Source organism: Paraburkholderia heleia NBRC 101817, assembly GCF_000739775.1.
GTDB classification, from domain to species: domain Bacteria; phylum Pseudomonadota; class Gammaproteobacteria; order Burkholderiales; family Burkholderiaceae; genus Paraburkholderia; species Paraburkholderia heleia.
Window position 1 is genome coordinate 59878 of sequence record NZ_BBJH01000002.1, and the last position, 22809, is coordinate 82686.

The window sequence follows — 22809 nt, forward strand, 5'->3', positions numbered from 1 at the left end:
CACGGATTTACCGATTTACTTCATGACTTCGCGTGCGCCGTCTATTTCACGGTTTGCACGACTTCGAAGCCTTCGAACTCAGGATGGCTCAAGTAGACTGGACGGTTTGCACCGCCCGCATTGCCCGCGTTTCGATGCGCCGCGCGAAATGCGTCGGAGCGCGTCCAGTCTTCGAAGTGCGCGTGGCTCGCCCAGATCGTGTGGCTCGCATAGAGCACGTGGTCTTCGCGCTGCGGGCCTTTGAGCAGATGAAACTCGATGAAGCCGGGCACTTGCCTCAAGTGTGTGTCGCGCGTGGCCCAGACTTCCTCGAATGCGGCCTCGGAGCCCGGCGCGACCTTGAAGCGGTTCATGGCGATATACATGCAGCGTTCCTCTTCGCGTACGGAAAATCGATATGCGGGGCGGCGGGTGACTGCGCCCGCCGCCGCTTCGAATTCCGATTATAAGAGGCCGTGAAAATGCTCGCGCCATGCCAGGCCCTCGGCATCAGTCCGCGCGGAACACCTGCACGGTGGTCTGGAACGGGAGGGCGCTGACGCGTTCCGGCGCGCGTTCTGGCATGACCCGCCGTTCACGCAGTCGCAGCCGCCGGCCGCAGCGCCGCGCTCGGCGGCTGTCCGGTCTGCTGCCGCGAGCGGCCCGAACTCAGATAGTCGGCGATCGAATCCTGCGTGATCTCGCCCACGTAGGCGCCCTCGGCGTCGAGCACCGGCATCCACGAGGCACGGAACTGATACATCTTCGAGAGCACGATGCGCAGGTTGTCATCGACGGAAACCGTCGCGGGGAAGGGCGTGATGCGATCGCCGCACACGCCTTCGGCCCCGCGCGCGGCGCGGCGCGCCACGAAGCCGAGCGCATGCTGTGCGTCGTCGAGCACGGTGAGGTAGCGCGAATCGCTTTCGTCCATCGCGGCGAACGCGTGCGAGAGCGGCGTTTCGGCGCGCGCGGTCTCGGGCTGCGTGGCGGCGTCGCCGGCCTTCACGAGCAAGAGGCGCTTGAGCGTACTGTCCTGGCCCACGAACTGCGCGACGAAGTCGTCATGCGGGCGCGCGAGCAGCGTATCGGGATGGTCGTACTGCACGAGCCTGCCGCGCCGGAACACCGCGATGCGGTCGCCCAGCTTGATCGCCTCGTCGATATCGTGGCTCACCATGATGACGGTCTTCTTCAGTTGCCGCTGCATCTGGAAGAACTCGTTCTGGATCGTCTCGCGATTGATCGGATCGACCGCGCCGAACGGCTCGTCCATGAGCAGCACGGGCGGGTCGGCGGCCAGCGCGCGAATCACGCCGATACGCTGCTGCTGACCGCCCGAAAGCTCGCGCGGATAGCGCTTCAAATACAGCTTCGGGTCGAGCGCGACCATCGACATCAGTTCCGCCGCGCGCTCGGCGCAGCGCTTCTTGTCCCAGCCGAGCAGGCGCGGCACGACCGTGATGTTCTCCTCGATGGTCATGTTCGGAAAGAGACCGATCTGCTGGATCACATAGCCGATGTGGCGGCGCAGATCCACTTCGTTCAGGCCCGTGGTGTCCTCGCCGTTGATGAGCACGCGGCCCGAAGTCGGCTCGATCAGCCGGTTGATCATCTTGAGCGTGGTGGTCTTGCCGCAGCCCGACGGGCCAAGGAAAACGCAGATCTCGCCTTCGGCCACCGAAAGGCTCACCGAGTCGACGGCGCGCACGGTCTGGCCGCCTTTCTGCGTGAAAGTCTTCGTGAGTTGGTCGAGTTCGATCATGTCTTCTGTACTCCTTTCGGTGTCAATGCGCGCTGCAGTATCTGCAACAACAGGTCGGCGACGATCGCGAGCGCGCTCACGAGCACGGCGCCCACGAGCAGTTTCATCATGCTGCTCTGGCCGATGGCGCGAATGATCAGCGTCCCGAGGCCGCCCGCGCCGATCACGGCGGCAATCGTCATCACGCCGATGTTCATCACGACCGCCGTGCGCACGCCCGCGAGAATCACAGGCACAGCGAGCGGTAGCTCGACAAGACGCAGTCGCTGCCACGACGTCATGCCAATACCGGTGCCGGCTTCCTTGATGCCCGCGTCCACGTTGCGCAGCGCGAGGTGGGTGTTGCGCATGATGGGCAGCAGCGAGTAGAGAAACACCGCCGTGATGGCGGGCACGGCGCCGATGCCCTGGCCGAAGCGCGAAAACACCGGAATCATCAGGCCGAACAGCGCGATGGAGGGCAGCGTGAGGATGATGGTCGCCAGTCCCAGCAGCGGCGCCGCGAGCCAGTCGTGGCGGCTGATGAGCACGCCGAGCGGCACGCCCGCAACGATCGCGCAGCCCACGGCGATGCCCACGAGATAGAGATGCTGGAGCGTGAGCTGCAGCAGTTCGGGCCAGCTCGAAGCGAGGTAGTCGAATACGTTCATGGGGCCTCCATCAAGGGAGCGCATGCGTGCGCAGGAACTCCGCCGCCACTTGCCGGGCGGGCTTGCCGTCGAGATCGACGGCCTTGTTCATGTCTTGCATCACGTCGTTGTTGAGGGCGGCGGAAAGCGCGTTGAGCTGCGCGGCCAGTTTGGGATTGCGCTCCAGCACTGCCTTGCGCACCACGGGCGTGGCGTTGTAGGGCGGGAAGAAGTGCTTGTCGTCTTCGAGCGGCACGATGCCGAAGCCTTTCACGCGGCCATCGGTCGTGTAGACGAGGCCGATCTTCAACTGATCGTTATGCAGCGCCGTGTAGACGAGGCCGGGGTCCATCTGCTTCATTTGCGAGCGGTGAAAGCGCATGTCGTAGGTGGCGAGCAGGGGCTTGAGGCCATCCGGACGATTCGCGAACTCGGCATCCATGCCGAACAGGTAGCGCTCCGCGTCGGGGTCCGTCTTCAACCTTTGCGCAAGCTGCGAGACGGTGGTGATGCCGGTTTGCCCGGCGAATTTGCCTGGCAGGCCTAATGCATACGTGTCGTTGAGCGGCGAGGCATTGAGCCAGACGAGGCCGCGCGGCGCATCGAGCGCCTTCACGCGCTCGTACATCGCCTCAGGCGAAAGCTTTTCCGTCAGCTTGTCGTAGACGAGTGCCGCCGTGCCCGTGTAGTCCCAGACGAGGTCGAACTGGCCGTTCTCCAGGGCGCTGCGCATGAGCGTGCTGCCGAGTCCGGAACGCACCTCCACGGTATAGCCGCGCGAACGCAGATATTGCGCGGTGACTTCGGCGAGCACGTATTGCTCGGTGAAGTTCTTCGCGCCCAGTACGAGCTTGGGCTGCGCGAGTGCGGGCATGGCGGCAGCAACGAGCAACGTGCCGATCAGGCAGGCCTTAACGAAGCGGCGCAGGCACTTCAAGGGTGACGCGAGCATCATGCCAGCCCTCCTTGACGCGCGAGCCACTGATGGCTGCCGGCGGCGACCATGCCGTCCAGCACGAGCGCGAGCGCTGCCGTGAACGCAGCGCCGAGCAGCAGCAAGGGCTGATCGTTCAGATAGATACCGGGGAAAATGAGCGAGCCGAGGCTGTCCGCGCCGATCAGATATGCGAGCGGCGCCGTGCCCACGTTGATGGCGAGCGCGGTACGCACGCCGCCCACGATGATGGGCAGCGCATTGGGCAATTCCACGCGCGTGAGCGACTGCCAGCCCGTCATGCCGATGCCGCGCGCGGCTTCGTGCAGCGCACCCGGCACGTTCTTCACGCCCTCATACGTATTGCGCGTGATGGGCAGCAGCGACGCGAGAAAGAGCGCGACGATCGCGGGAACGTCGCCGATGCCGAACACGCCGAGCGCAATGGCGAGCACCGCGAGCGAGGGAACCGTGTTGCCCACGTTGAAGATCTGCATAAAGCGTTCGGCCTGGCGCGCGAAGCGCGGCCGGCTCAGCACCACGCCGGCGGGCACGCCGACCGCGATGGCGAGCGCCATCGAATAGCCGACGAGCAGCAGGTGCCGCCCGGTGTAGTAGGCGAGGTCGTCTGCGTGGCTTTGCCACGTATTGGCGCCGATGGCGCGTGAGAGTGCCCACGCGATGACGGCAAGGGCGATCAGGCTGCCCGCGAGCAGGGCAGAGCGTCGAGTCATGAAGGTACGCCTCCTTGTTCTTGTGCCGCGCGGCGCAACGCTGCGCAGCGGGGGAGCCCATGAGAATGCTCAAGGCGCCGCGAAGGAAGTTCGTGATCCCGGCATGGCCGCGATTGGAACCGATGAAAACTACGGACAAGAATGCGGACGAAAACCAGCCCGCCCGCGCACGCTGGCTAGGTGGCCGCAGTGGTATGAACGCGCTTCCCGCGTTCTTCTGGTAGTCATGTTCAGCTCAACGGCACCGAGCAGATCGATGCGCGCTGGAGCAGGAAACCGCCTGGTGACGGCATGGATGCGGCGGCTTTGAACCGCTGCGCGAGGACCGGAGGCCCGTTTGAACGGCGCTTGCGACACAGCGGCCCTTGGCGTGGACCTTGTATCTCAATGCGCACGAGAACGACTTCGTTGTGATTGAAACGGGATCAGTATAGATCATTCGATTAGGTGCGTCTACCTTGGGGAGCGATCACGACTTGACGTATAACAGGCTGCGTAGCATTCGATATGTCATTTCCGGAAATTAATCAGTTATGCAGATTAAAATGTTCCGGTAGTATTTCCCGTTTTTTAAAAGTGACAGAAAACGATGTACAGGTACGCGTTTTCTGCCGCAGAATATTCCGCGCGTTGAGCTTTCTTAAGATTCGTTTAAGAAAGGCCATTTATTTTGAAGCGCTTCGCATCATCGATGTTCGCCGGTCCAACGATGCGGCCATCGATCTCACTTCCGATTTCTCCTGGAGAAGCGCGGCGCCCGTTCGCGTTTCTCTGCTCAGCAATCCGTCATTCGATTCATGGCTTTTCGTGCAATTGCGGCCTCCCCGGGCCTCGCGGGGAAACTCATCGTTGTGTCAGCAATCGGCTTGACGAGCGCCGCGTGGCTCGCCCATCGTCACGCGGATGTTGCCGCCGACGATCCGCTTGCCGACGCGGCAACGGCGACGCTCGCGGCGCCGGCGCGAGATGCGGCGTCGCAGGCAGCGGCCAGCGCGGCGGCGCCCGCGAGCGAAAGTGTGCCGGCGTTTCGAGTGGAGACCGCGGTGGTCGAGCACAGCTTTTCCGAAGCGGCCCAGCGTCTCGGGCTGGATGCGGCGACGACAGCGAGGCTGACGCGCGCCTTCTCGGGCCGGCTCGATTTTCGGCGCGATCTGCAACGCGGCAGCGAGATCCGCTTCGTGTTCCGCAATGCCGCAAACGGCGCGGGTGGTGCGGATGGTGCGGATGGTGCGGATGCCGCGAGCGAAGCAAAAGAGGCAAACGACGCGAGCGCTGCGAATGCCGCCGCACCACAGAACTCAACATCTTCGGACGACACACCTGTAGCGATCCGCATCTCGAACGGCAACGTCTCGCACGATCTCTTTCTCTACCGGAACCTCGCCGGCAAGGCGTTCTACTATTCCTCCGACGGCCATGCCGCCGCGCCGTCGTTCTTGCGCTACCCCGTGAAGTTCACGCGCGTGTCGTCGCACTTCTCGCTGCGACGGCTCGATCCGGTCACGCATCGCGTGCAGCCGCACGAAGGGGTCGATCTCGCGGCGCCCGTCGGTACGCCCGTTCAGGCCACCGCGCGCGGCACCGTGACGTTCGCCGGCTGGCAGACGGGCTACGGCAAGGTCGTGAAGCTCGACAACTTCGGCCCGTACTCCACGACCTTCGCCCATCTGTCGCGCATTGCGAAGCATTTGAAGGTCGGGCAGACGGTGAGCAAAGGGCAGGTGATCGGATATGTGGGCGCGACGGGCTGGGCGACGGGTCCGCATCTGCACTATGAGGTGCATGTGGATCAGATCGCACAGGACCCGCTTACCGTCGACTTGCCACATCGCGATCCGTTGCAGGGCGAGGACAAGCAGCGCTTCGCGCAGCAGGTCGCGCTCATCGACCCGCTGCTTTAGGCGCAACGCGCGAAAGGCTGCCGCAAGGAAGCCAGCAACGGCATGTGCGGCGACGCCGCCCCGAATTGCCGATTTTCGATAACACGTCGATTATTGACTCAATAGCATGGTTCCACTCAACCGTGGCGGCCAGGGCCGGCCGCCCGGGCCACCCAGAGGGAGAAAACCATGCAAAGCGAGTCGAACGCACGTCCCGCTGCAGTTGGCAACGCAGGCGGCGCAGGCGCGCCGGCGCTCAATCAGACGCTCGGCACGTGGCAGTTGTGGGGCATCGCAGTCGGCCTCGTGATATCTGGCGAGTACTTCGGCTGGAGCTACGGCTGGGCCAGCGCCGGCACGCTCGGTTTCGTCGTCACGGCGCTGTTCGTCGCGGCGATGTACACCACGTTCATCTTCAGCTTTACCGAACTCACCACCTCCATTCCGCATGCGGGCGGGCCTTTCGCCTATGCCCGCCGCGCGTTCGGCCCGACCGGCGGGTATCTGGCGGGTGCGGCCACGCTCGTGGAATTCGTGTTCGCGCCGCCCGCCATCGCGCTCGCCATCGGCGCGTACCTGCACGTGCAGTTCCCCGGGCTCGAACCCAAACACGCGGCCATGGGCGCGTATCTCGTGTTCATGGCGCTCAATATCGTGGGCGTGCAGATTGCCGCGACCTTCGAGCTGATCGTCACGCTGCTCGCCATCTTCGAGTTGCTCGTGTTCATGGGCGTGGTGTCGCCGGGTTTCGCGTGGACGAACTTCATGAAAGGCGGCTGGTCCGGTAGCAATCACTTTTCGATGGGATCGTTTCATGGCATGTTCGCCGCGATTCCGTTCGCCATCTGGTTCTTCCTCGCGATCGAAGGCGTCGCCATGGCCGCCGAAGAAGCGAAGAACCCGCGCCGCTCGATTCCCATCGCCTACGTGGCCGGCATTCTCACGCTGGTGGCACTCGCCGTGGGCGTGATGGTGTTCGCGGGCGGCGCGGGCGACTGGACCGCGCTCGCCAACATCAACGACCCGCTGCCGCAAGCCATGAAGTTCATCGTGGGCGAGCACAGCGGCTGGATGCACATGCTAGTCTGGCTCGGCCTCTTTGGTCTCGTGGCCTCGTTTCACGGCATCATCCTCGGCTATTCACGGCAGATCTTCGCGCTGGCCCGCGAAGGCTATCTACCCGCGTGGCTCGCGAAAATCCATCCGCGCTTCAAGACGCCGTATCGCGCGATTCTCGCGGGCGGTGCGGTGGGCATCGCCGCGATCTATAGCGACGAGCTGATCCAGTTCGGCGGCCAGACGCTCACGGCCAACATCGTCACGATGTCGGTGTTCGGCGCGATCGTGATGTACATTGTCAGCATGGCGGCGCTCTTCAGGCTGCGCCGCGTCCAGCCGGCCATGGACCGGCCGTTCCGCGCGCCGCTGTACCCGTTTTTCCCGGCGTTCGCGCTCGTGGCCGCGCTCGTTTGCCTTGGCACGATGGTGTATTTCAACGCGCTCGTCGCGGGGGTGTTCGTGGTGTTTCTCGGGCTCGGGTACGCGTATTTCCTCGCCACGCGCACGCAGCGCGAGGGTGTGCCCGCCGAGGGGCTGATCGGGGAGTGAGCCCCCAGATTTGCAGGAGTCCAACGCATGAACTATACGGAGACGATCGGCGCGCGCACCTACCGCTTCGCGGACCTCAAGACGCTGCTCGCCAAAGCCAGCCCGCTGCGTTCCGGCGACCAGCTCGCGGGCGTGGCGGCGGCGAGCGAAGAGGAACGCGTGGCCGCGAAAATGGCGCTCGCCGCGGTGCCGCTCAAGGCGTTTCTCGCGCAGGCGCTCGTGCCTTATGAAGACGACGAGGTCACGCGCCTGATCGTCGACGATCACGACGCGGCCGCGTTCGCGGCCGTTGCGCACCTCACCGTGGGCGATTTTCGCGACTGGCTCCTTTCCGGCGCGGCAACGACCGAAGCGCTTGAACGCCTGGCGCCCGGCCTCACGCCCGAGATGGTCGCGGCGGTGTCGAAACTCATGCGCAATCAGGACCTGATCGCCGTGGCGAAAAAGCGCCCCGTGGTTACGCGCTTTCGCAACACCGTGGGGCTGCCGGGCCGCATGTCGGTGCGCCTGCAGCCGAACCATCCCACCGACGACGTGAAGGGCATCGCCGCCTCGATGCTCGACGGCCTGATGTACGGTTGCGGCGACGCGATGATCGGCATCAATCCCGCAACGGACAGCCTGGCGGCCATCGTGAAGCTGCTCGCGATGATCGATGGGTTCCGCGAGCGCTACCGCGTGCCCACGCAGTCCTGCGTACTCACTCACGTCACCAACACGATCGCGGCAATCGAAAAGGGCGCCCCCGTCGATCTCGTGTTCCAGTCGATCGCGGGCACGCAGAAGGCGAACGCGAGCTTCGGCATTTCGCTGGCGCTGTTGCAGGAGGCGCGCGAGGCGGCGCTCTCGCTCAAACGCGGCACGGTCGGCAACAATCTCATGTACTTCGAGACGGGGCAGGGCAGCGCGCTCTCGGCGAACGCGCACTACGGCGTGGACCAGCAAACCTGCGAGGTGCGCGCCTATGCGGTCGCGCGCAGGTTCGAGCCGTTTCTCGTCAATACGGTGGTCGGTTTCATCGGCCCAGAGTATTTGTACGATGGAAAGCAGATTATCCGCGCGGGTCTCGAAGATCACTTCTGCGGCAAGCTGCTGGGCGTGCCCATGGGTTGCGACATCTGCTATACGAACCATGCCGAAGCCGACCAGGACGACATGGACACGCTGCTCACGCTGCTGGGGGCGGCCGGCATCAACTTCATCATGGGCATTCCGGGGGCTGACGACGTGATGCTCAATTACCAGAGCACCTCGTTTCACGACGCGCTCTACGTGCGCGACCTGCTCGGCCTGCGCCGCGCACCGGAGTTCGAGGAGTGGCTGGAGGCGATGGAGATCGTCGACGCGAAAGGCGCGCTCCTGCCAGGCTCCGCGCGCGGGCCGCTGCTCGCGGGCGCGCACGAATGGATGGGGATCGGCGCATGAGCGACGCCGTCGAAAAGAACCCCTGGGGCGGTCTCAAGGCGTTCACGAACGCGCGCATCGCGCTCGGGCGCGCGGGCAACGGCTTGCCCACGGCGCCGCTGCTCGCGTTCAATCTCTCGCATGCGCAGGCGCGCGACGCCGTGCATCACCCGCTCGACGCCGAAGCGTTGCGGCGCACGCTCGAAGCCGAAGGGTTCGCCACGCTCGGCGTGGAAAGCGCGGCGCCGGACCGGCAGCACTATTTGCGCCGGCCGGACCTGGGGCGGCGCTTGTCGGAGGCGAGCCGGGCAGCGTTGGCCGAAGCGGCGGCTTCGGCCGCCGCCGCGCGTGAGGCGCCGCCCGAAGTCGTGTTCGTGATCGGCGACGGCCTTTCGGCGATCGCCGCCGCGAAACAGGCGGCACCGCTGCTCCTCGCGGTGCGCGCGCGCCTCGCGGACTGGCGCATCGGCCCGGTGGTGATCGCGCGCCAGGCACGCGTGGCGCTCGGCGACGAGATCGGCGAGCTGCTGGGCGCGAAACTCGTGGCGATGCTGATCGGCGAGCGGCCCGGGCTCAGTTCCCCGGACAGCCTCGGCGTCTATCTCACCTACGCGCCGAAGGTCGGCTGCCACGACGCGCAGCGCAACTGCATCTCGAACGTGCGTCCCGAAGGACTGCCGTATGAAGCGGCCGCGCACAAGCTCCATTACCTCCTCACGCACGCGCGGCGGCTCGGGCTGACCGGCGTAGGGCTGAAGGACGATAGCGACGCCACGCTGCCTGGGGTTGGGGCCGCAGGGCAGATCACGTCCGGATGAGACAGGGCCCGCGCGCGCGAGCGGGGACGTCCTCCGCTGCACCCGGTGAAGCCGGCGGCGCACCGCGATGGTGCTGCGGCGTGTGCAGGGAATGAGCACCTGCCTCGCCGACGTTGCGTCGCCGTGGAGCAGTGCGGCGCCCGGCATGGCCATTCTGCACACCGTTCTCGCTGGCGCGACTCTTGCGTCAAGCGACGATCGATCGAAGCCAGTGCGTGCTGGGAGGCAACCATGAACGAAACGGCTGAGCGAACCGAAGCGACGGCCGGGCAAGCGCGATGCAACGCGCCTCGCGCGCGCACCGTGGTCAGCGTGGCGCACGACGCCGACGAACAGGCGCGCAACCTCGTGGGTTGGCGGCAGACATACGACCAGCTCGCGGCGGGCCGCTTCGTCGGCACGCTCACGGAGCTGCCGCTCGACACCATGAAGGTATTTCGCGAGACCACGAGCCACACGCTGCGCCAGGCGTGCGAGGTGCGCGGCGACGCCTGGTGGTTCGGCATACCGGTCGCGCGCGAAGGCGAGGCGCGCATCGACGCGCAGCCCTTCGGTCCGCAGGCGTTTGCGCTGCGCCCCGGCAACGTCGAATTCGAGCTGCTCACGCCGGCGCAATTTTCGATCTACGGCGTGGTCGTGCGCGGCGATGTGCTGCGTCACTATGCAGCGGCGGTCGAGCACACGGCGCTCGACGAACGTCTCGCGGGCTCGCCTGTGGTGAAGGCCGGCGCGGCGCGCATCGAGCGCCTTTGCGCGCGGCTCGCGCGCTGTCTCGACGATGGCGGCGAGGCGCATGAGCGCGCGCCGGACGCGCCGCTTTCGGACCTCGAGCGCCATGCATTGCAGGCGCAAGTGCTTGCCGCGCTATTCGACGCCTGCGCGGGCAGCGGGGACGCGGTTGCCGAGCCCGCATCGCGGCGCCGCTGGATCGTTGCGCAGGCGCGCGACTACGTGCTCGCGCATCGCGCGCGGCCGGTGGGCGTGCCTGAGCTTTGCGAGCAGCTGCACGTGAGCCGGCGCACGCTCCAGTACTGCTTTCAGGACGTGCTTGGCATGGCGCCCGCAACCTACCTGCGCGTGCTGCGCCTGAACGGCGCCCGGCGCGACCTGTGTGCCCGCGCGGCCGGTTCGGTGCAGGACGTGGCCGCCGCCTGGGGTTTCTGGCATCTGAGCCAGTTCGCCACCGACTACCGGCGCATGTTCGGCATGCGGCCTTCCGAGGCGTTGCGCGCGGTGGCGACGCCTTGAATCCCCGCATGAGATTGCCTCTGCGGGTTTAGCGGCTTGCCAGTTGCTTGTGATAGAACGTGGTGCCGCAAAATGCGCCGTCCGGCATCAGCGCGTAATTCGGCACGCCGCCCACACGCTCCCATCCCGCGCGCGCATAGAGCCGTTCGGCCGCGCCGCCCGTCACAGTGTCGAGCACGAGCACCGATTTTCCGGCTTGCCTGGCCGCCTCGTCGATCGCGAGCATGAGGCGCAGCCCGACACCTTGCCCGCGCGCGGCGCGATGCACCAGCACCTTGGCGACATCGGCGCGATGCGGCTGGTTTTCCGGTTGCGCCGTCACGAGTTGCGCCGTGCCCACAATACGCTGCTGCGCGTCTTCGGCCGCGAGCAGAATGCGGCCGCCGCGCGCCACGTCTTGCGCCACGCTGCGCCAGAACGCCAGCGCCGTTTCGCGCGCAATCGGCAGCATGAAACTCACCGAGGCGCCGCCCTCCACGCAGTCGATGAGTACGTCCGCAAGCGCGGGCGCGCAGGCTTGAGCCTGTTCGGCGGTGAGGCGGCGTACCTTGATTGAGTCACTCATCTGAATGTGAACCCCATCAGTTAGTGATCCTGCACAACGCGACGACATAGCGCGCCGGCTCGTTGGTGGGATTGCGATAGACGATAGGGCAGTCCAGGCGCATCGCGAGGCAGTCGCCGGTTTCGAGCCGCCACACGCGCTCGCCCACCGTCATCTCCATCTCCCCTTCCATCACCCAAACCTGCTGATGAATTTCCGCGTCGCGCAGGCTCGTGTCGTAGGCCACGCGTTGACCGGGCGGAAAGTGCACCTCCACGAGCTGGATGGGCGACCATGCTGGCGGCGAGAGATTGCGCCGGACATAGCCCGACCCGGGATCGGTCCAGACCGCCTGGTCGCGGGCGGCGGCGTGCGGGGAAGGGGGCTGCCGCGCATCGCCGCCCGGTGCTTCGAAGATCGACGCGAGCGGCACGCCAAGCGCCGTGGCGAGCTTGTCGAGCACGATGGCCGTGGGGCTGCTTTGCCCACGTTCGATGAGCGAGATGTTCGAGCGGCTCACCGAACTGCGCTCGGCCAGCGCTTCGAGCGACCAGCCTTTGGCGTCGCGCAGTTCGCGCAGGCGGCGGGCGATATTGGTATGGATATCCATGCCATCCAGTTTAATGGATATTTTTGTCCGGTAAACTGGATTTTTTAATTCCGCGTATAAAAGTTTATGCGCATCAAGTTTGTCGCAGGCGTGCGACAGAGGATGCCGCCCTGTTATATCGGTTAGCCGGATGCAAACGTTTGCGTGATCAAAACCTTGATTTCTCTCAAATGATGGCCTCCTGCCCGCTGTTAGCTTCGCGCTATCTCAAAAGACATCGCAGTGCGGTTCGGGGCGCAACATGCAACACCACACGCTGGACCTGGAAATCGGGCAGCTACTTTCAGGGCCGCCGCTTGCATGCGGGCCCGACGTGCCGATTCGCGAAGCGGCGCGCATGATGAGCGAACGGCGCTATAGCGCCATCGTCATTACCGAAATGGGGCGGCCCGTCGGCATCTGGACCGAGCACGACGCGCTCGCGCTGGGCGAAGACGCCGCGGCGCTCGCGCTGCCCATCCGCCATGCAATGAGTCAACCGGTGCACGCGCTGCCTGCGAGCACGCGTCTGCGCGACGCCGCCCTGCGCTTCAAGCGCGAGGGCATTCGCCATTGTCTCGTGGTCGATCAGTCGGGCCGCTCGCTCGGCATCGTCACGCAAACCGACCTGGTCATGAATCAGGGCCTCGAGTGCTTCCTGCGGCTGAAGACGGTCGGCTCGGTCCACGCGGCGATGCCGCTCGTGGTCGACGCGCGCACGTCCATGCACGAGGCCATGCAGCGCATGCGTGCGCGGCGTCTGAGCGCGCTCGTCGTGAGCTATCCTGAAGGCGACTTCGGCATCGTGACCGAGCGCGACGTGGTGCGCCTCGCTGCCGACGGCGTGCTCGACGGCACGGTCGGCGCGCGCGCGAGCCGGCCGCTGCGCTCGCTCGCGCATTCGCAAAGCCTCTATGCCGCGCGCCAGTATCTCGTCGAGCACCGTATGCGCCATGTGGGTGTGATCGGCGAAGACGGGAGTCTCGCGGGCTTGCTCGACCTCTCGCATATCCTGCACGACATCGAAGACGGCTTCGTGCGCGAGTTGCAGATGGCGCTGCGCGAGCGCGACGATGCGCTGCTCGCCTCGCGAGCGAACCTGCGTCTTGCCGACCAGGTGGTGGAGTCGACGCTCGACGGCGTGATGATCACCGATCTCGACGGTACGATCGAGCGCGTGAACCCGGCTTTTACGCGGCTCACGGGCTATACGGAGCACGAGGCGCTCGGGCGCAAGGCGAGCCTGCTCAACTCGGGCCGCCAGGGGCCGGCGTTCTATAGCGCGCTCTGGCGCAGCCTGCGGCAAAACGGCCACTGGAAAGGCGAAATCTGGAACCGCCGCAAGGACGGCGCGCTTTACCTGGAATACCTGACGATTTCCAGCATCTGCGACCCGAGCGGCCGCTGCACGCATTACGCCGCGATCTTCGCGGACATCACGCAGCGCCGCGAGACCGAGGAGCGCCTGAGCTATCTCGCCACGCACGACGCCCTGACCGGCCTGCCCAATCGCACGCTCTTCACCGAGCGCCTCACGCTCTCGCTCGCGCGCGCACGCCGTTCGGGCAAGCGCGTCGCCGTGATGTTTCTCGACCTCGATCGCTTCAAGCTCATCAACGACACGATGGGGCACGGCGTGGGCGACGAGGCGCTAACCGTGATCGCCACGCGCCTGCGCGAAGCGGTGCGCGAGACCGATACGGTGGCGCGCCTCGGTGGCGACGAGTTCACCCTGCTGATCGAGGATATCGAAGACATTCGCCACGTCGGGCAGATCGCCCAGGGGCTGCTCGCGCGCGTGGGCGCCGCGATGCATATCGGCGAGCAGTTGCTGTTCGTCACGCCGAGCATCGGCATCAGCATGTTTCCGGACGACGCGCGCGATCCGCGGCAACTGCTCATGCAGGCCGACCGCGCGATGTACGAGGCCAAGGACGCGGGCAAGAACAACTTCCGCTTCTTCGCTGCGCCGATGACGTCTTCGGCCATGGAGCGCATCGTGCTCGAAAGCGAATTGCACCATGCGCTGGAGGCGGGCGAACTCGTGCTCCATTACCAGCCCGAATTCGATGTGGCGAGCGGAGCGCTCGTCAATATCGAGGCGCTCGTGCGCTGGCAGCACCCGCGCCGCGGCCTCGTACCGCCTGACCAGTTCATCCCGATTGCCGAGGAATCCTCATTGATCGTGCCGCTCGGCGCGTGGGTGCTGCGCGAGGCCTGCCGGCAGGCGCGCGAGTGGCTGGACGAGGGCTTCGACTTCGGCCGCATCAGCGTGAATCTTTCGGCGCGGCAATGCCTGCACGACGGCTTTCTGCATCAGCTCACGAACGTGCTCAGCGAAACGGGCCTGCCCGCCGCGCGCCTGCAGCTCGAACTCGTGGAGAGCATGGCGATGATGTCGGGCCGGGGCGGCATCGAAGCGTTGCTGCAGGAACTCGCGGCGCGTGGCATCAGCCTCGCGATCGATGACTTCGGCACGGGCTATTCGTCGTTCAAGTATCTGCAGTCCTTACCGGTCGACACGCTCAAGGTGGACCGTTCATTTCTCGCGGACATGGCCGGGCCGGGACCGGGAATGTCGCCGCGCGTGAAGAAAAGCGCCGCGCGGGACCGCTCGATCGTGCGCGCGATCGTCGCGATGGCGCGCTCGCTCGGCGTCACCGTGGTGGCCGAGGGCGTCGAGACGCCGCGGCAACTCGAGTTTCTGCGCGAGATCGGCTGCGACCGCGCGCAAGGTTTCCTGCTTGCACGCCCCGCGCCCGCCGAGTCGATGCCGCGCGCGCTCGAGGCGTGCGTGGCCGGCTGAAGACCGCCTTTTCTTTCCCTTTTTGCCGCAGTACCTGGAGAATCCCTTGAGCACCAGTGACGAGATGCTGTTGAACTCGATGACCGCGCTAGTGAGCGCGCATGGCAAGGCCATCTCGCGCTTCGGCGCGAGTGTGGTGGTGATGTCGAAGTTCGTCGAGGCGGTGCTGCCGCAACTGTCCGCGGCGCAGATCGAACGCACGATCCTCGCGTTTCATGCACAGCTCGGCGAAGCGATGGCCGTGGCCGACGGCGTGCTGTTGCCGGGCGAATACCGCGCCACGCTGATCGAGCAGGCGAACATGCTGCTGTCCCGGCTGGGCAGCGATGCCGTCCCCACCACATCGAGGCCCTGAAGCGGAAATAAGGCAATGCGTAATCTGACGATTCGAAAAGGGCTGCTGCTCGTGCTCTGCACGTTCGCGGCGATGCTGGTGGTGGGGGCGGTGGTCGGTGTCCTGATGATCGGCCGCGCCGACGACTCGGCGCGTTTCATCCACGAAGTCGCGCGCCAGGACGGGCTCGCGCTCGCCTTGCGCGAGGACGCAGCGCTTGCGCAAACGGCGCTTGCGCGCGCGTATCAAGCTGCGAAGGAAAAAGGCGCAGCCGATGCGCAACAGCGCGCGCAGCAGGAAGCACGCGAACTCATCGATCAGGCCGCGAAGCACGGCACCGCGCTGCGCGCGAGCGCGCCGTTCGACCTCGATGCGGCCCGGCAGCGCGACGCCTTGCTCAGTGCGTGGAGCACGCTCGCCCAGGCGCTGCAGCGCGCGGCCACGGCGCTCGAATCCGGCGACACGGCGACCTATGCCACACTCGCTGCCGGGGATGTCGCCAATGCGGACATGCAGTTTTCGGCGAGCGTGGCCGCACTGCGCGCGAACGCCGATGCCGCCACGCGCGCCACGCTCGACCAGTCCGGGCGCGAGCACAACTGGGTGATGGCGATGGTGGTGGTGGGCCTGGTGGGCGCGCTGGCGCTCGTCGTTGCGACCCATATGGCGCTGCGCCGCCTCGTCACGGCGCCGCTCAAAGAAGCGGTGGAAGTGCTGAACCAGATCGCCGCGAACGATCTCTCGGTTCACATAGAAGGCGGCGGGCGCAACGAAATCGGCCAGTTGCTCGCCGCGATGCGGCGCATGCAGGGCGGCCTGAGCCACACCGTGCGCAGCGTGCGATCGAGCTGCGATGCGATCAACACGGGTGCACGCGAAATCGCGGCGGGCAACCTCGATCTGTCGAGCCGCACGGAACAGCAGTCTGCGTCGCTCGAGCAGACGGCGTCGAGCATGGAGCAGCTCACGTCGAGCGTGCGTCAGAACGCGCAGCATGCGAACGCCGCGAGCGCGCTTGCCACGGGGGCGGCCGATGTCGCGCAGCGCGGCGGACGCGTGGTCGAGCAGGTGATCGAAACGATGGAGGCGATCAGCCGCAGCTCGGGCAAGATCGCGGACATCACGGGCATCATCGACGGCATTGCGTTTCAGACCAATATTCTCGCGCTCAACGCCTCGGTCGAGGCCGCGCGCGCGGGTGAGCAGGGCCGCGGCTTCGCCGTCGTCGCGGGCGAGGTGCGCATGCTCGCGCAGCGCAGCGCCGCTGCGGCGCGCGAGATCAAGTCGCTGATCGACGCCTCGGTGCACGACGTGGGCAACGGCCGCTCGCTCGTCGGCGAGGCGGGCGCGACGATGGCCGAGATCGTCGCTTCAGTGGACAAGGTGTCGGGCCTCATGAAGGAGATTGCCTCGGCCACCGTGGAGCAGAGCGCCGGCATCGAGCAGGTCGAGACGGCGGTGAGCCAGATGGATCAGGTCACGCAGCAGAACGCGGCGCTCGTGGAACAGGCGGCGGCTGCCGCCGAATCGCTCGAGCAGCAGGCGAGCCAGATGGCCGAAGCCGTGGCGACGTTCCGCGTGTGCGAGTCGGCGGATGCGCCGCCGTGGGCGCCGCTGGCGGTTGCGCGCGAGGCAGGCGCGCTGCCTGCGGCGGCATGAGGGGCTAACGCCAGGCCTGCGTGAATTCGCCGATGACGCGTGCGAGATGCGCCTGCATCGCCGCACGCGCGGCGGCTGCGTCGCGCGCCATGATGGCCGAAAAAATGCGCTGATGGTCTTCCTGCGAAGCCGCGCGCAACGCGGGCGTATGGAAGTGCTCCTCGATCTTTCTCCACAACGGGTCGGCGCGCGAGTTGTCCCACATCGCGCTCACCACGTGCCGCAGCATATCGTTGCCGGTTGCGCCCGCGATCGCCAGATGGAACTCGCGGTCCGCGGCCTCGTTCGCGGCCTTGTCGTCCATGTTTTCGCGCATCGCGCGCAACGCGGCAAAGAGGCGGTCGAGGTCCGAGTCCTTGCGCTCGGTCGCGGCGAGCGCCGCGATGCCGCTTTCGATCACTTCCCGCGCGCGCAGCGTCTCGATCGGGCCCGGCCCGCGCGGCAGTTCGAATGCAATGGCGCGCGCGTCCTGCGCGTCGGCCACATAGATGCCCGAGCCCACGCGCACCTCGACCACGCCCTGCACTTCGAGCGCGATGATCGCCTCTCTCACCTGCGTGCGGCTCACGCCGAAACGCTCGGCGAGCGTGCGCTCGGAGGGCAGGCGGGCGCGAGGCGCACCCGGCGCGCGCCCAACGTCGCCTGCCGCGATCAGGTCGTAGATCTGTTTCGCGAGGCCGACATAAGAGCGGTCGGCCGCGTCCGCATCGGCGGCGCGACCGGTTGGCGTGGGCGAAAGATCGGTCATCCAGAACTCTCGAAAGCGTCGCAGCCGCCAGGCGGCGGCTGAAGTTCGCGAGAATGGTACACCAGTTGCCGCGCCGCCAAGCCGTGAGGCGGTGCGGATTTGCGCGCGATTTCCGCCAAATCGGGCCCTGCGTCGGGGCCAGTGGTAAACCACTATCGCGCGTGGATTGGTATGCCAGTACTGTCAGACGGGGAGGCGTTCGCACGTGCCCGTTGTTTTGCTTCGAGGCGGGACGCCTTTGAAGAAGTCATTGCGCCGGCCCGGTGCGTCCGGTCCAGTCCCGCTGCAGCACATCCAGCAAGATTCCCCGCTTTACGCACACCGTCTCGGCCATTCCCGACGAACCCGGTGCGCCGGCAATCAGTAAGTTCTATCCGACAAAAAGGAGACAACATGCTTTCAGGAATCCACGTGCTTCGAGCGGCGGCGACCGCGGCAATGGCGCTGTGCGCTAGCGCGGCTTTCGCGCAGGCATCGATCGTTTCCGGCCCGTCCAGCGACCCGACGTGCATGGTCCCCTGGAAGACCGACACCAAATTCATCAAGTATCCGAAGAAGAGCGGACCGTACCGCATCGCGCTCGTGAACGGCTATATCGCGAACACCTGGCGCATCCAGATGATCAAGACGGCCAAGGCCTATACGGCCCAACCGGCCGTCGCCGCCAAGCTCAAGGAATTCAAGGTCGTCTCGACGGGCGAGGACGTGCCGGCGCAGATCTCGGCCGTCAACAACTTCATCGACGCCGGCTACGACGCGATCATCGTGGACGCGCAGAATCCCGCCTCGTTCGGACCCGCGATCCGCCGCGCGAAGAAGGCCGGCGTCGTGCTGGTGGCGTTCGACAATACGCTCGACAGCGAGGACGCGATCAACGTGGACGTCGACCAGTACGGGCTCGGCGTGCTGTGGGCCAAGTGGCTCGCGAGCCATCTGCCGAGCGGCGGCAAGGTGCTCGAAGTGCGCGGCGTGGCGGGTACCTCGGTCGACACCGACCGGCACAACGGCTTCACGAAGACCCTCGACGAGACCGGCAAGAAGTGGAACGTCGTGCAGGTCTATGGCAAGTGGGACGACGCGGTCGCGCAGAAGGCCACCGCCGACGCGATTGCCGTGCAGGGCCACTTCGACGGCATTTCGGCGCAAGGCGGCGACACGGGCGTCGTGCGCGCGATGATCGATGCGAAACATCCGTTCGTGCCGTTCGGCGGCGAGACGGAAAACGGCTTTCGCAAGTTCTGTGCGCAGTATGGCGCCCAGGGCCTGAAGTGCACGTCGGCGGGCAGCGGTCCTGCGCAGGTGGCGGTGGCGATCAAGACGGCGCTCGCGGCGCTGGACGGCCAGACGATTCCCGTGGCGATCAAGCTGCCGCTCGACGTTACCGACGATTCGAAGCTGAAGGCGGGCACCAACTATTTCCCGAACGAGTCCGACAACTTCTTCGTCGGCAATTCGTTTCCGACTTGCGGCATCAACTTCTCCGCGCAGGAAATCATGAAGCAGAGCCAGGGCAACCAGTGACCGCGTGATTGCCTGTGACCCGACGGGAGGCGAAGCATGCAGCAGGATGCAGGGCAGCCGTTCTTTCAGATGTCTGGCGTGTCGAAAAGCTATGGCGGCGCGGTGGCGCTGGATCATGCGGACCTCGCCGTGCGCAGCGGCCGCATTCACGCGATCCTCGGCGAGAACGGCGCAGGCAAGTCGACGCTGCTGAAGGTGATGTCCGGGGTGGTGCAGCCGGATGAGGGCGTGATGCACTTCGACGGCCGTGAGGTCTCGTTCGCCTCGCCCGCCGAGGCGAACGCGGCCGGCATTGTCTGCGTGTATCAGGAGCTTTCGCTGATCCCCGACCTGAGCGTGGCCGACAACATCTTCGCTTCGAACCCGCCGCGCCGCTTCGGCATGATCGACCGCCGGGCCCAGCGCCGCCAGGCCGAGGAAGCGCTGGCCCGCGCGGGCGCGGCCGACATCGATCCGCTCGCGAAAGTGCGCGACCTGCCGCTGTCGCGCCAGCAGATGGTCGAGCTGGCCAAGGGGCTCGCGCACGAACCGCGCATCCTGATCCTCGACGAGGCGACGTCGGCGTTGACTGCCGCCGACGTGGCGCGCGTGATCGACGTGCTCAAGCGTCTGCGTGAGGAGGGGCTGGCGCTGCTCTTCATTTCGCATCGCATGCACGAGGTGAAGGCGCTCGCCGACGAATGCACGGTGTATCGCAATGGCCGTCACGTGATGAGCTTCGAGGCGGGCACGCGCTCGGATAATGAGGTCGTCGAAATGATGATCGGCCGGACGTACCAGCATGTTTTCCCCGAGAAGCCCGTGGAAAAGGCCGGGCGCAAGCCGGTGCTTGCCTGTCACGATCTCGCGTGGAGCGACACGCTGCGGGGCATCAGCTTCTCGCTCAAGCCCGGTGAAATTCTCGGGCTGGGCGGACTCGACGGGCAGGGGCAACGCGAACTGCTGCTCGCGCTGTTCGGCGTGTTGCGCGGCTGTGCGGGCAGGATCGAGATCGACGGCAAGGCGGTGTCGATCGGCAGCCCGGTTGCCGCACGCGCGAAAGGAATCGGCATGGCGCTGATACCGGAGGACCGCAAGACCGAAGGCCTGATGCTGCCGATGTCGGTGCGCGAGAACCTCTCGTTTGCCGCGCTCGATTGCATGTCGACTGCCGGCGTGATCGATCGCAATCGCCAGCAGTCGTTCGTCGACCGGATGATGGAACTCCTCGCGATCAAGTCGCACGGCGTGGATGCGCCCGTGGGCTCGCTGTCGGGCGGCAACCAGCAGAAGGTGGTCATCGCGAAGTGGCTGATCCGCAAGCCCAGAATCTTGTTGCTCAGCGACCCGACGCGCGGCATCGACGTGGGCACGAAACAGGAGCTTTATCAGTTGCTCAGGCGTCTCGCCGACGAAGGCGCGGCGATCCTGTTCTATTCGACCGACTACGACGAGCTGATCGGCTGCTGCGATCGCGTGCTCGTGCTGTACGAAGGCAGGATCAAGAAGGAACTCGTCGGCCCGGCGATCACCGAGCAGAACCTGATCGCCAGCGCACTGGACCTGCCGGTTGGACAAAGCGGACAGGTCGCGCAGGGTTCGCCTTCCACGGGAGTCGCGCCATGAGCGGGCTGCGTTACTGGTATGCGGAAAATCGCGGGACGGCGTTCGCGTTCGGCCTGTTCGTGCTGATGTTCGCGATTTACCTCTTCAACTACCCGTCGAGTCTATCGGCGAACGTGTTTCAGACAGCCGCGAACAAGGCGGTGTTGCTCGCGCTGGTGTCGATGGGGCAAGCGCTCGTCGTGCTCACGGCCGGCATCGATCTCTCGATCGGCATGATGCTCGTGCTGACGAACTGCATCGGCTCGTGGATCGTCACGGGCGACGCGCTGCACAGCGCGCTCGGCATCGTCGGTGTGCTCGCGGCAGGCGCGTTGTGCGGCGCGCTCAATGGCGTAATCATCATTTTCGGCCGTCTGCAGCCGATCGTGACGACGATCGCAACGGGCGCCGTGTTCTACGGCATTGCGCTGCTGCTGCGCCCCGTTCCCGGCGGCACGATCAACGACGATCTTGCCGACGCCCTGACCGGCAAGGTCGCGGGCATCGTGCCGGCGAGCCTGCTGATTCTGATCGCGGCCGTGGTGATCGTCTGGATTCCTTTCAAACGCTCGGCGGTGGGGCGTGCGGCGTATGCGACCGGCTCGTCCGAGCCCGCGGCGTTCCTCTCCGGCATGCCGATCCGCCGCGCGAAGTTCGCGAGCTACACGCTGGCGGGCCTGCTCGCCGCGATAGGCGGCCTCTTTCTGACCTTCTTTACCGACACCGGCGAAGCGAGCCTCGGCAGCGCGAACTCGTACACGCTCTTTTCGATTGCGGCTGTGGTGATCGGCGGCGTGTCGCTGCTCGGCGGCAAGGGCAGCGCGATCGGCGCGATCTTCGGCGCGTTTGCGTTCCGTTCCATCGGCGACCTGCTGTTCGTGTTCAACGTCGACGCGCTCTGGCAGCCGCTATTCCAGGGCGTGATTCTCCTCCTTGCCGTCGCGATCGGCGCGTGCGGGCTGTTCAGGGTGCGCAACCGTCTGGAGTGGTTCCAATGAGCGGCGTTTCTGCAGGCACCCGGGCCACCTTTGTGTCGAGGCTCACGCGCAGGATCGACAAGCCGATTCTGATCTCGTTCGGGTGCATCGTTGCGCTGCTGCTCGTCGGCGGGATGTTTTCGCGCAATTTCACATCGCCCGAGTACATCCTGCTGCAACTGAAGGTCGGCGCGTTTCTCGGCATTATCGCGACCGGGCTGATGATGGTGATCCTGCTCGGCCACATCGACCTGTCGCTGCCGTGGACGATCACGGTCGGCGCCATGATGGCGTGCGCCGTGGCGGGGCACGGCGAACTCGGGCAGATTCTCGCGATTCCGGTCGGCATCGGCTGCGGCGTGCTGATCGGCATCGTCAACGGCATTCTCGTCGCACTCCTGCGCATTCCTTCGATGATCGCGACGCTCGCGACCAACGCGGTCGCGCAAGGCATCATGATCGTCTATACGGGCGGCTCGTCGCCGCAGGATTCCGCGCCGCACGTCATGCGCTGGCTTGCCGCGGGCTGGCTCGTGCCGGGCGTGCCGAATGCCGTGGCGCTGTGGGTGGTGGTCGGGGCCGCGACGATGTTCCTGCTCTCGCGCACGACCTTCGGGCGCACGCTGTACGCGATCGGCAACACCGAGCGCGCGGCGTATCTTTCCGGCATCGACACGCGGCTCGTGACCGTGGCCGCGTTCGCCGTGTGCAGCGCTTTCGCCGCGTTCGGCGGCGTGCTGCTCGCGGGGTATGCGTCGAAGGCGGCGCAGTCGATGGGCGACGCTTACCTGCTGCCCGCGATCGCCGCGGTGGTGCTGGGCGGCACGTCCATTCTGGGCGGCCGCGGCTCGTACCTCGGCACCGTTGCCGGCGCGATTCTCATCACGCTGCTGCAGTCCATTCTCTCGGTCGCGCAGATGCCGGAGGCGGGGCGCCAGATCATCTACGGCGTGGTGATCGCCGCGATGCTGCTGCTGTACGGGCGCAGCAAGCGGGAAGTGTAGGGCGCGGGGGCGAGCCCCCGCTTCACACTCAATCCATCCGATCG

At 66.0% G+C, this 22809-nt stretch carries 21 protein-coding genes; 13 read left to right on the plus strand and 8 right to left on the minus strand.

The annotated features are described in order from the left end of the window. Nucleotides 1–41: 41 nt before the first annotated feature. From BHE01S_RS00955 to BHE01S_RS00975, 5 genes are all read right to left on the minus strand, one after another. A complete protein-coding gene (locus BHE01S_RS00955; RefSeq protein ID WP_042259546.1) occupies nt 42–365 on the minus strand; it encodes an antibiotic biosynthesis monooxygenase family protein in 324 nt (107 codons plus the stop codon). Nucleotides 366–574: 209 nt separating this feature from the next. Continuing rightward, nucleotides 575–1744 carry an osmoprotectant ABC transporter ATP-binding protein OsmV gene (locus tag BHE01S_RS00960; protein ID WP_042259547.1) on the minus strand — a complete coding sequence of 390 codons (1170 nt, stop codon included), beginning with the start codon at nt 1742–1744 and terminating at the stop codon, nt 575–577. Further along, a complete protein-coding gene (locus tag BHE01S_RS00965; RefSeq protein WP_042259549.1) occupies nt 1741–2394 on the minus strand; it encodes an ABC transporter permease in 654 nt (217 codons plus the stop codon). Before BHE01S_RS00965 ends, BHE01S_RS00960 begins: the two co-directional genes overlap by 4 nt. Before the next feature lie 10 nt (nt 2395–2404). After that, the gene (locus BHE01S_RS00970) at nt 2405–3325 is read right to left on the minus strand and encodes a glycine betaine ABC transporter substrate-binding protein (protein ID WP_042259918.1); all 921 of its coding nucleotides are present in this window, start codon (nt 3323–3325) and stop codon (nt 2405–2407) included. Beyond that, a complete protein-coding gene (locus BHE01S_RS00975) occupies nt 3325–4041 on the minus strand; it encodes an ABC transporter permease (protein WP_042259552.1) in 717 nt (238 codons plus the stop codon). Before BHE01S_RS00975 ends, BHE01S_RS00970 begins: the two co-directional genes overlap by 1 nt. On the opposite strand from BHE01S_RS00975, the gene BHE01S_RS37565 reads away from it, so the two are divergent. The 6 genes from BHE01S_RS37565 to BHE01S_RS01000 all read left to right on the plus strand — a co-directional run bounded on the left by BHE01S_RS37565 (nt 4040) and on the right by BHE01S_RS01000 (nt 10999). Continuing rightward, on the plus strand, nt 4040–4351 hold the full coding sequence (locus BHE01S_RS37565; protein ID WP_157025064.1) for a hypothetical protein: 312 nt from the start codon (nt 4040–4042) through the stop codon (nt 4349–4351). The two genes, BHE01S_RS00975 and BHE01S_RS37565, sit on opposite strands and share 2 nt — an antisense overlap. A gap of 541 nt (nt 4352–4892) precedes the next feature. Then, a complete protein-coding gene (locus BHE01S_RS35910) occupies nt 4893–5942 on the plus strand; it encodes a M23 family metallopeptidase (protein WP_245639601.1) in 1050 nt (349 codons plus the stop codon). A gap of 168 nt (nt 5943–6110) precedes the next feature. Beyond that, the gene (gene eat / locus BHE01S_RS00985) at nt 6111–7529 is read left to right on the plus strand and encodes an ethanolamine permease (protein ID WP_042259554.1); all 1419 of its coding nucleotides are present in this window, start codon (nt 6111–6113) and stop codon (nt 7527–7529) included. Nucleotides 7530–7556: 27 nt separating this feature from the next. Continuing rightward, complete coding sequence (locus BHE01S_RS00990; protein ID WP_042259558.1) at nt 7557–8954, plus strand: ethanolamine ammonia-lyase subunit EutB; 1398 nt, start codon at nt 7557–7559, stop codon at nt 8952–8954. Beyond that, nucleotides 8951–9751, plus strand: a complete 801-nt coding sequence (gene eutC / locus BHE01S_RS00995; protein ID WP_042259560.1) for an ethanolamine ammonia-lyase subunit EutC — start codon at nt 8951–8953, stop codon at nt 9749–9751. Before BHE01S_RS00990 ends, eutC begins: the two co-directional genes overlap by 4 nt. Before the next feature lie 231 nt (nt 9752–9982). Then, nucleotides 9983–10999 carry a helix-turn-helix domain-containing protein gene (locus BHE01S_RS01000; protein ID WP_042259563.1) on the plus strand — a complete coding sequence of 339 codons (1017 nt, stop codon included), beginning with the start codon at nt 9983–9985 and terminating at the stop codon, nt 10997–10999. A 28-nt stretch (nt 11000–11027) separates the two neighbouring features. Here the strand turns inward: BHE01S_RS01000 and BHE01S_RS01005 are convergent, their stop codons facing one another. Both BHE01S_RS01005 and BHE01S_RS01010 read right to left on the minus strand, forming a co-directional pair. Beyond that, entirely contained in the window at nt 11028–11564 is a 537-nt protein-coding gene (locus BHE01S_RS01005) for a GNAT family N-acetyltransferase (RefSeq protein WP_042259565.1), read from the minus strand. 16 nt (nt 11565–11580) lie between these two features. Then, complete coding sequence (locus tag BHE01S_RS01010; RefSeq protein ID WP_042259567.1) at nt 11581–12153, minus strand: helix-turn-helix domain-containing protein; 573 nt, start codon at nt 12151–12153, stop codon at nt 11581–11583. A gap of 241 nt (nt 12154–12394) precedes the next feature. Here BHE01S_RS01010 and BHE01S_RS01015 point away from each other — a divergent pair, with 241 nt between their 5' ends. From BHE01S_RS01015 to BHE01S_RS01025, 3 genes are read left to right on the plus strand one after another with little or no spacing between them, the layout of a single operon-like run. Beyond that, on the plus strand, nt 12395–14938 hold the full coding sequence (locus BHE01S_RS01015) for an EAL domain-containing protein (protein ID WP_042259569.1): 2544 nt from the start codon (nt 12395–12397) through the stop codon (nt 14936–14938). 46 nt (nt 14939–14984) lie between these two features. Then, nucleotides 14985–15293: a hypothetical protein gene (locus BHE01S_RS01020; protein ID WP_063769066.1), complete on the plus strand. Its 309-nt coding sequence runs from the start codon at nt 14985–14987 to the stop codon at nt 15291–15293. Between the two features lie 15 nt (nt 15294–15308). Continuing rightward, nucleotides 15309–16931 carry a methyl-accepting chemotaxis protein gene (locus BHE01S_RS01025; protein ID WP_063769067.1) on the plus strand — a complete coding sequence of 541 codons (1623 nt, stop codon included), beginning with the start codon at nt 15309–15311 and terminating at the stop codon, nt 16929–16931. A 4-nt stretch (nt 16932–16935) separates the two neighbouring features. Here BHE01S_RS01025 and BHE01S_RS01030 read toward each other — a convergent pair whose 3' ends face one another. Continuing rightward, nucleotides 16936–17679, minus strand: a complete 744-nt coding sequence (locus BHE01S_RS01030; protein ID WP_042259573.1) for a FadR/GntR family transcriptional regulator — start codon at nt 17677–17679, stop codon at nt 16936–16938. A gap of 393 nt (nt 17680–18072) precedes the next feature. On the opposite strand from BHE01S_RS01030, the gene BHE01S_RS01035 reads away from it, so the two are divergent. From BHE01S_RS01035 to BHE01S_RS01050, 4 genes are read left to right on the plus strand one after another with little or no spacing between them, the layout of a single operon-like run. Beyond that, nucleotides 18073–19200: a sugar ABC transporter substrate-binding protein gene (locus BHE01S_RS01035; protein WP_042259576.1), complete on the plus strand. Its 1128-nt coding sequence runs from the start codon at nt 18073–18075 to the stop codon at nt 19198–19200. Between the two features lie 36 nt (nt 19201–19236). Further along, a complete protein-coding gene (locus tag BHE01S_RS01040; RefSeq protein ID WP_042259578.1) occupies nt 19237–20805 on the plus strand; it encodes a sugar ABC transporter ATP-binding protein in 1569 nt (522 codons plus the stop codon). Continuing rightward, complete coding sequence (locus BHE01S_RS01045) at nt 20802–21782, plus strand: ABC transporter permease (RefSeq protein WP_042259579.1); 981 nt, start codon at nt 20802–20804, stop codon at nt 21780–21782. Before BHE01S_RS01040 ends, BHE01S_RS01045 begins: the two co-directional genes overlap by 4 nt. Further along, a complete protein-coding gene (locus BHE01S_RS01050; protein WP_042259581.1) occupies nt 21779–22765 on the plus strand; it encodes an ABC transporter permease in 987 nt (328 codons plus the stop codon). The genes BHE01S_RS01045 and BHE01S_RS01050 overlap by 4 nt, the downstream gene beginning before the upstream one ends. Nucleotides 22766–22809 lie beyond the last annotated feature (44 nt).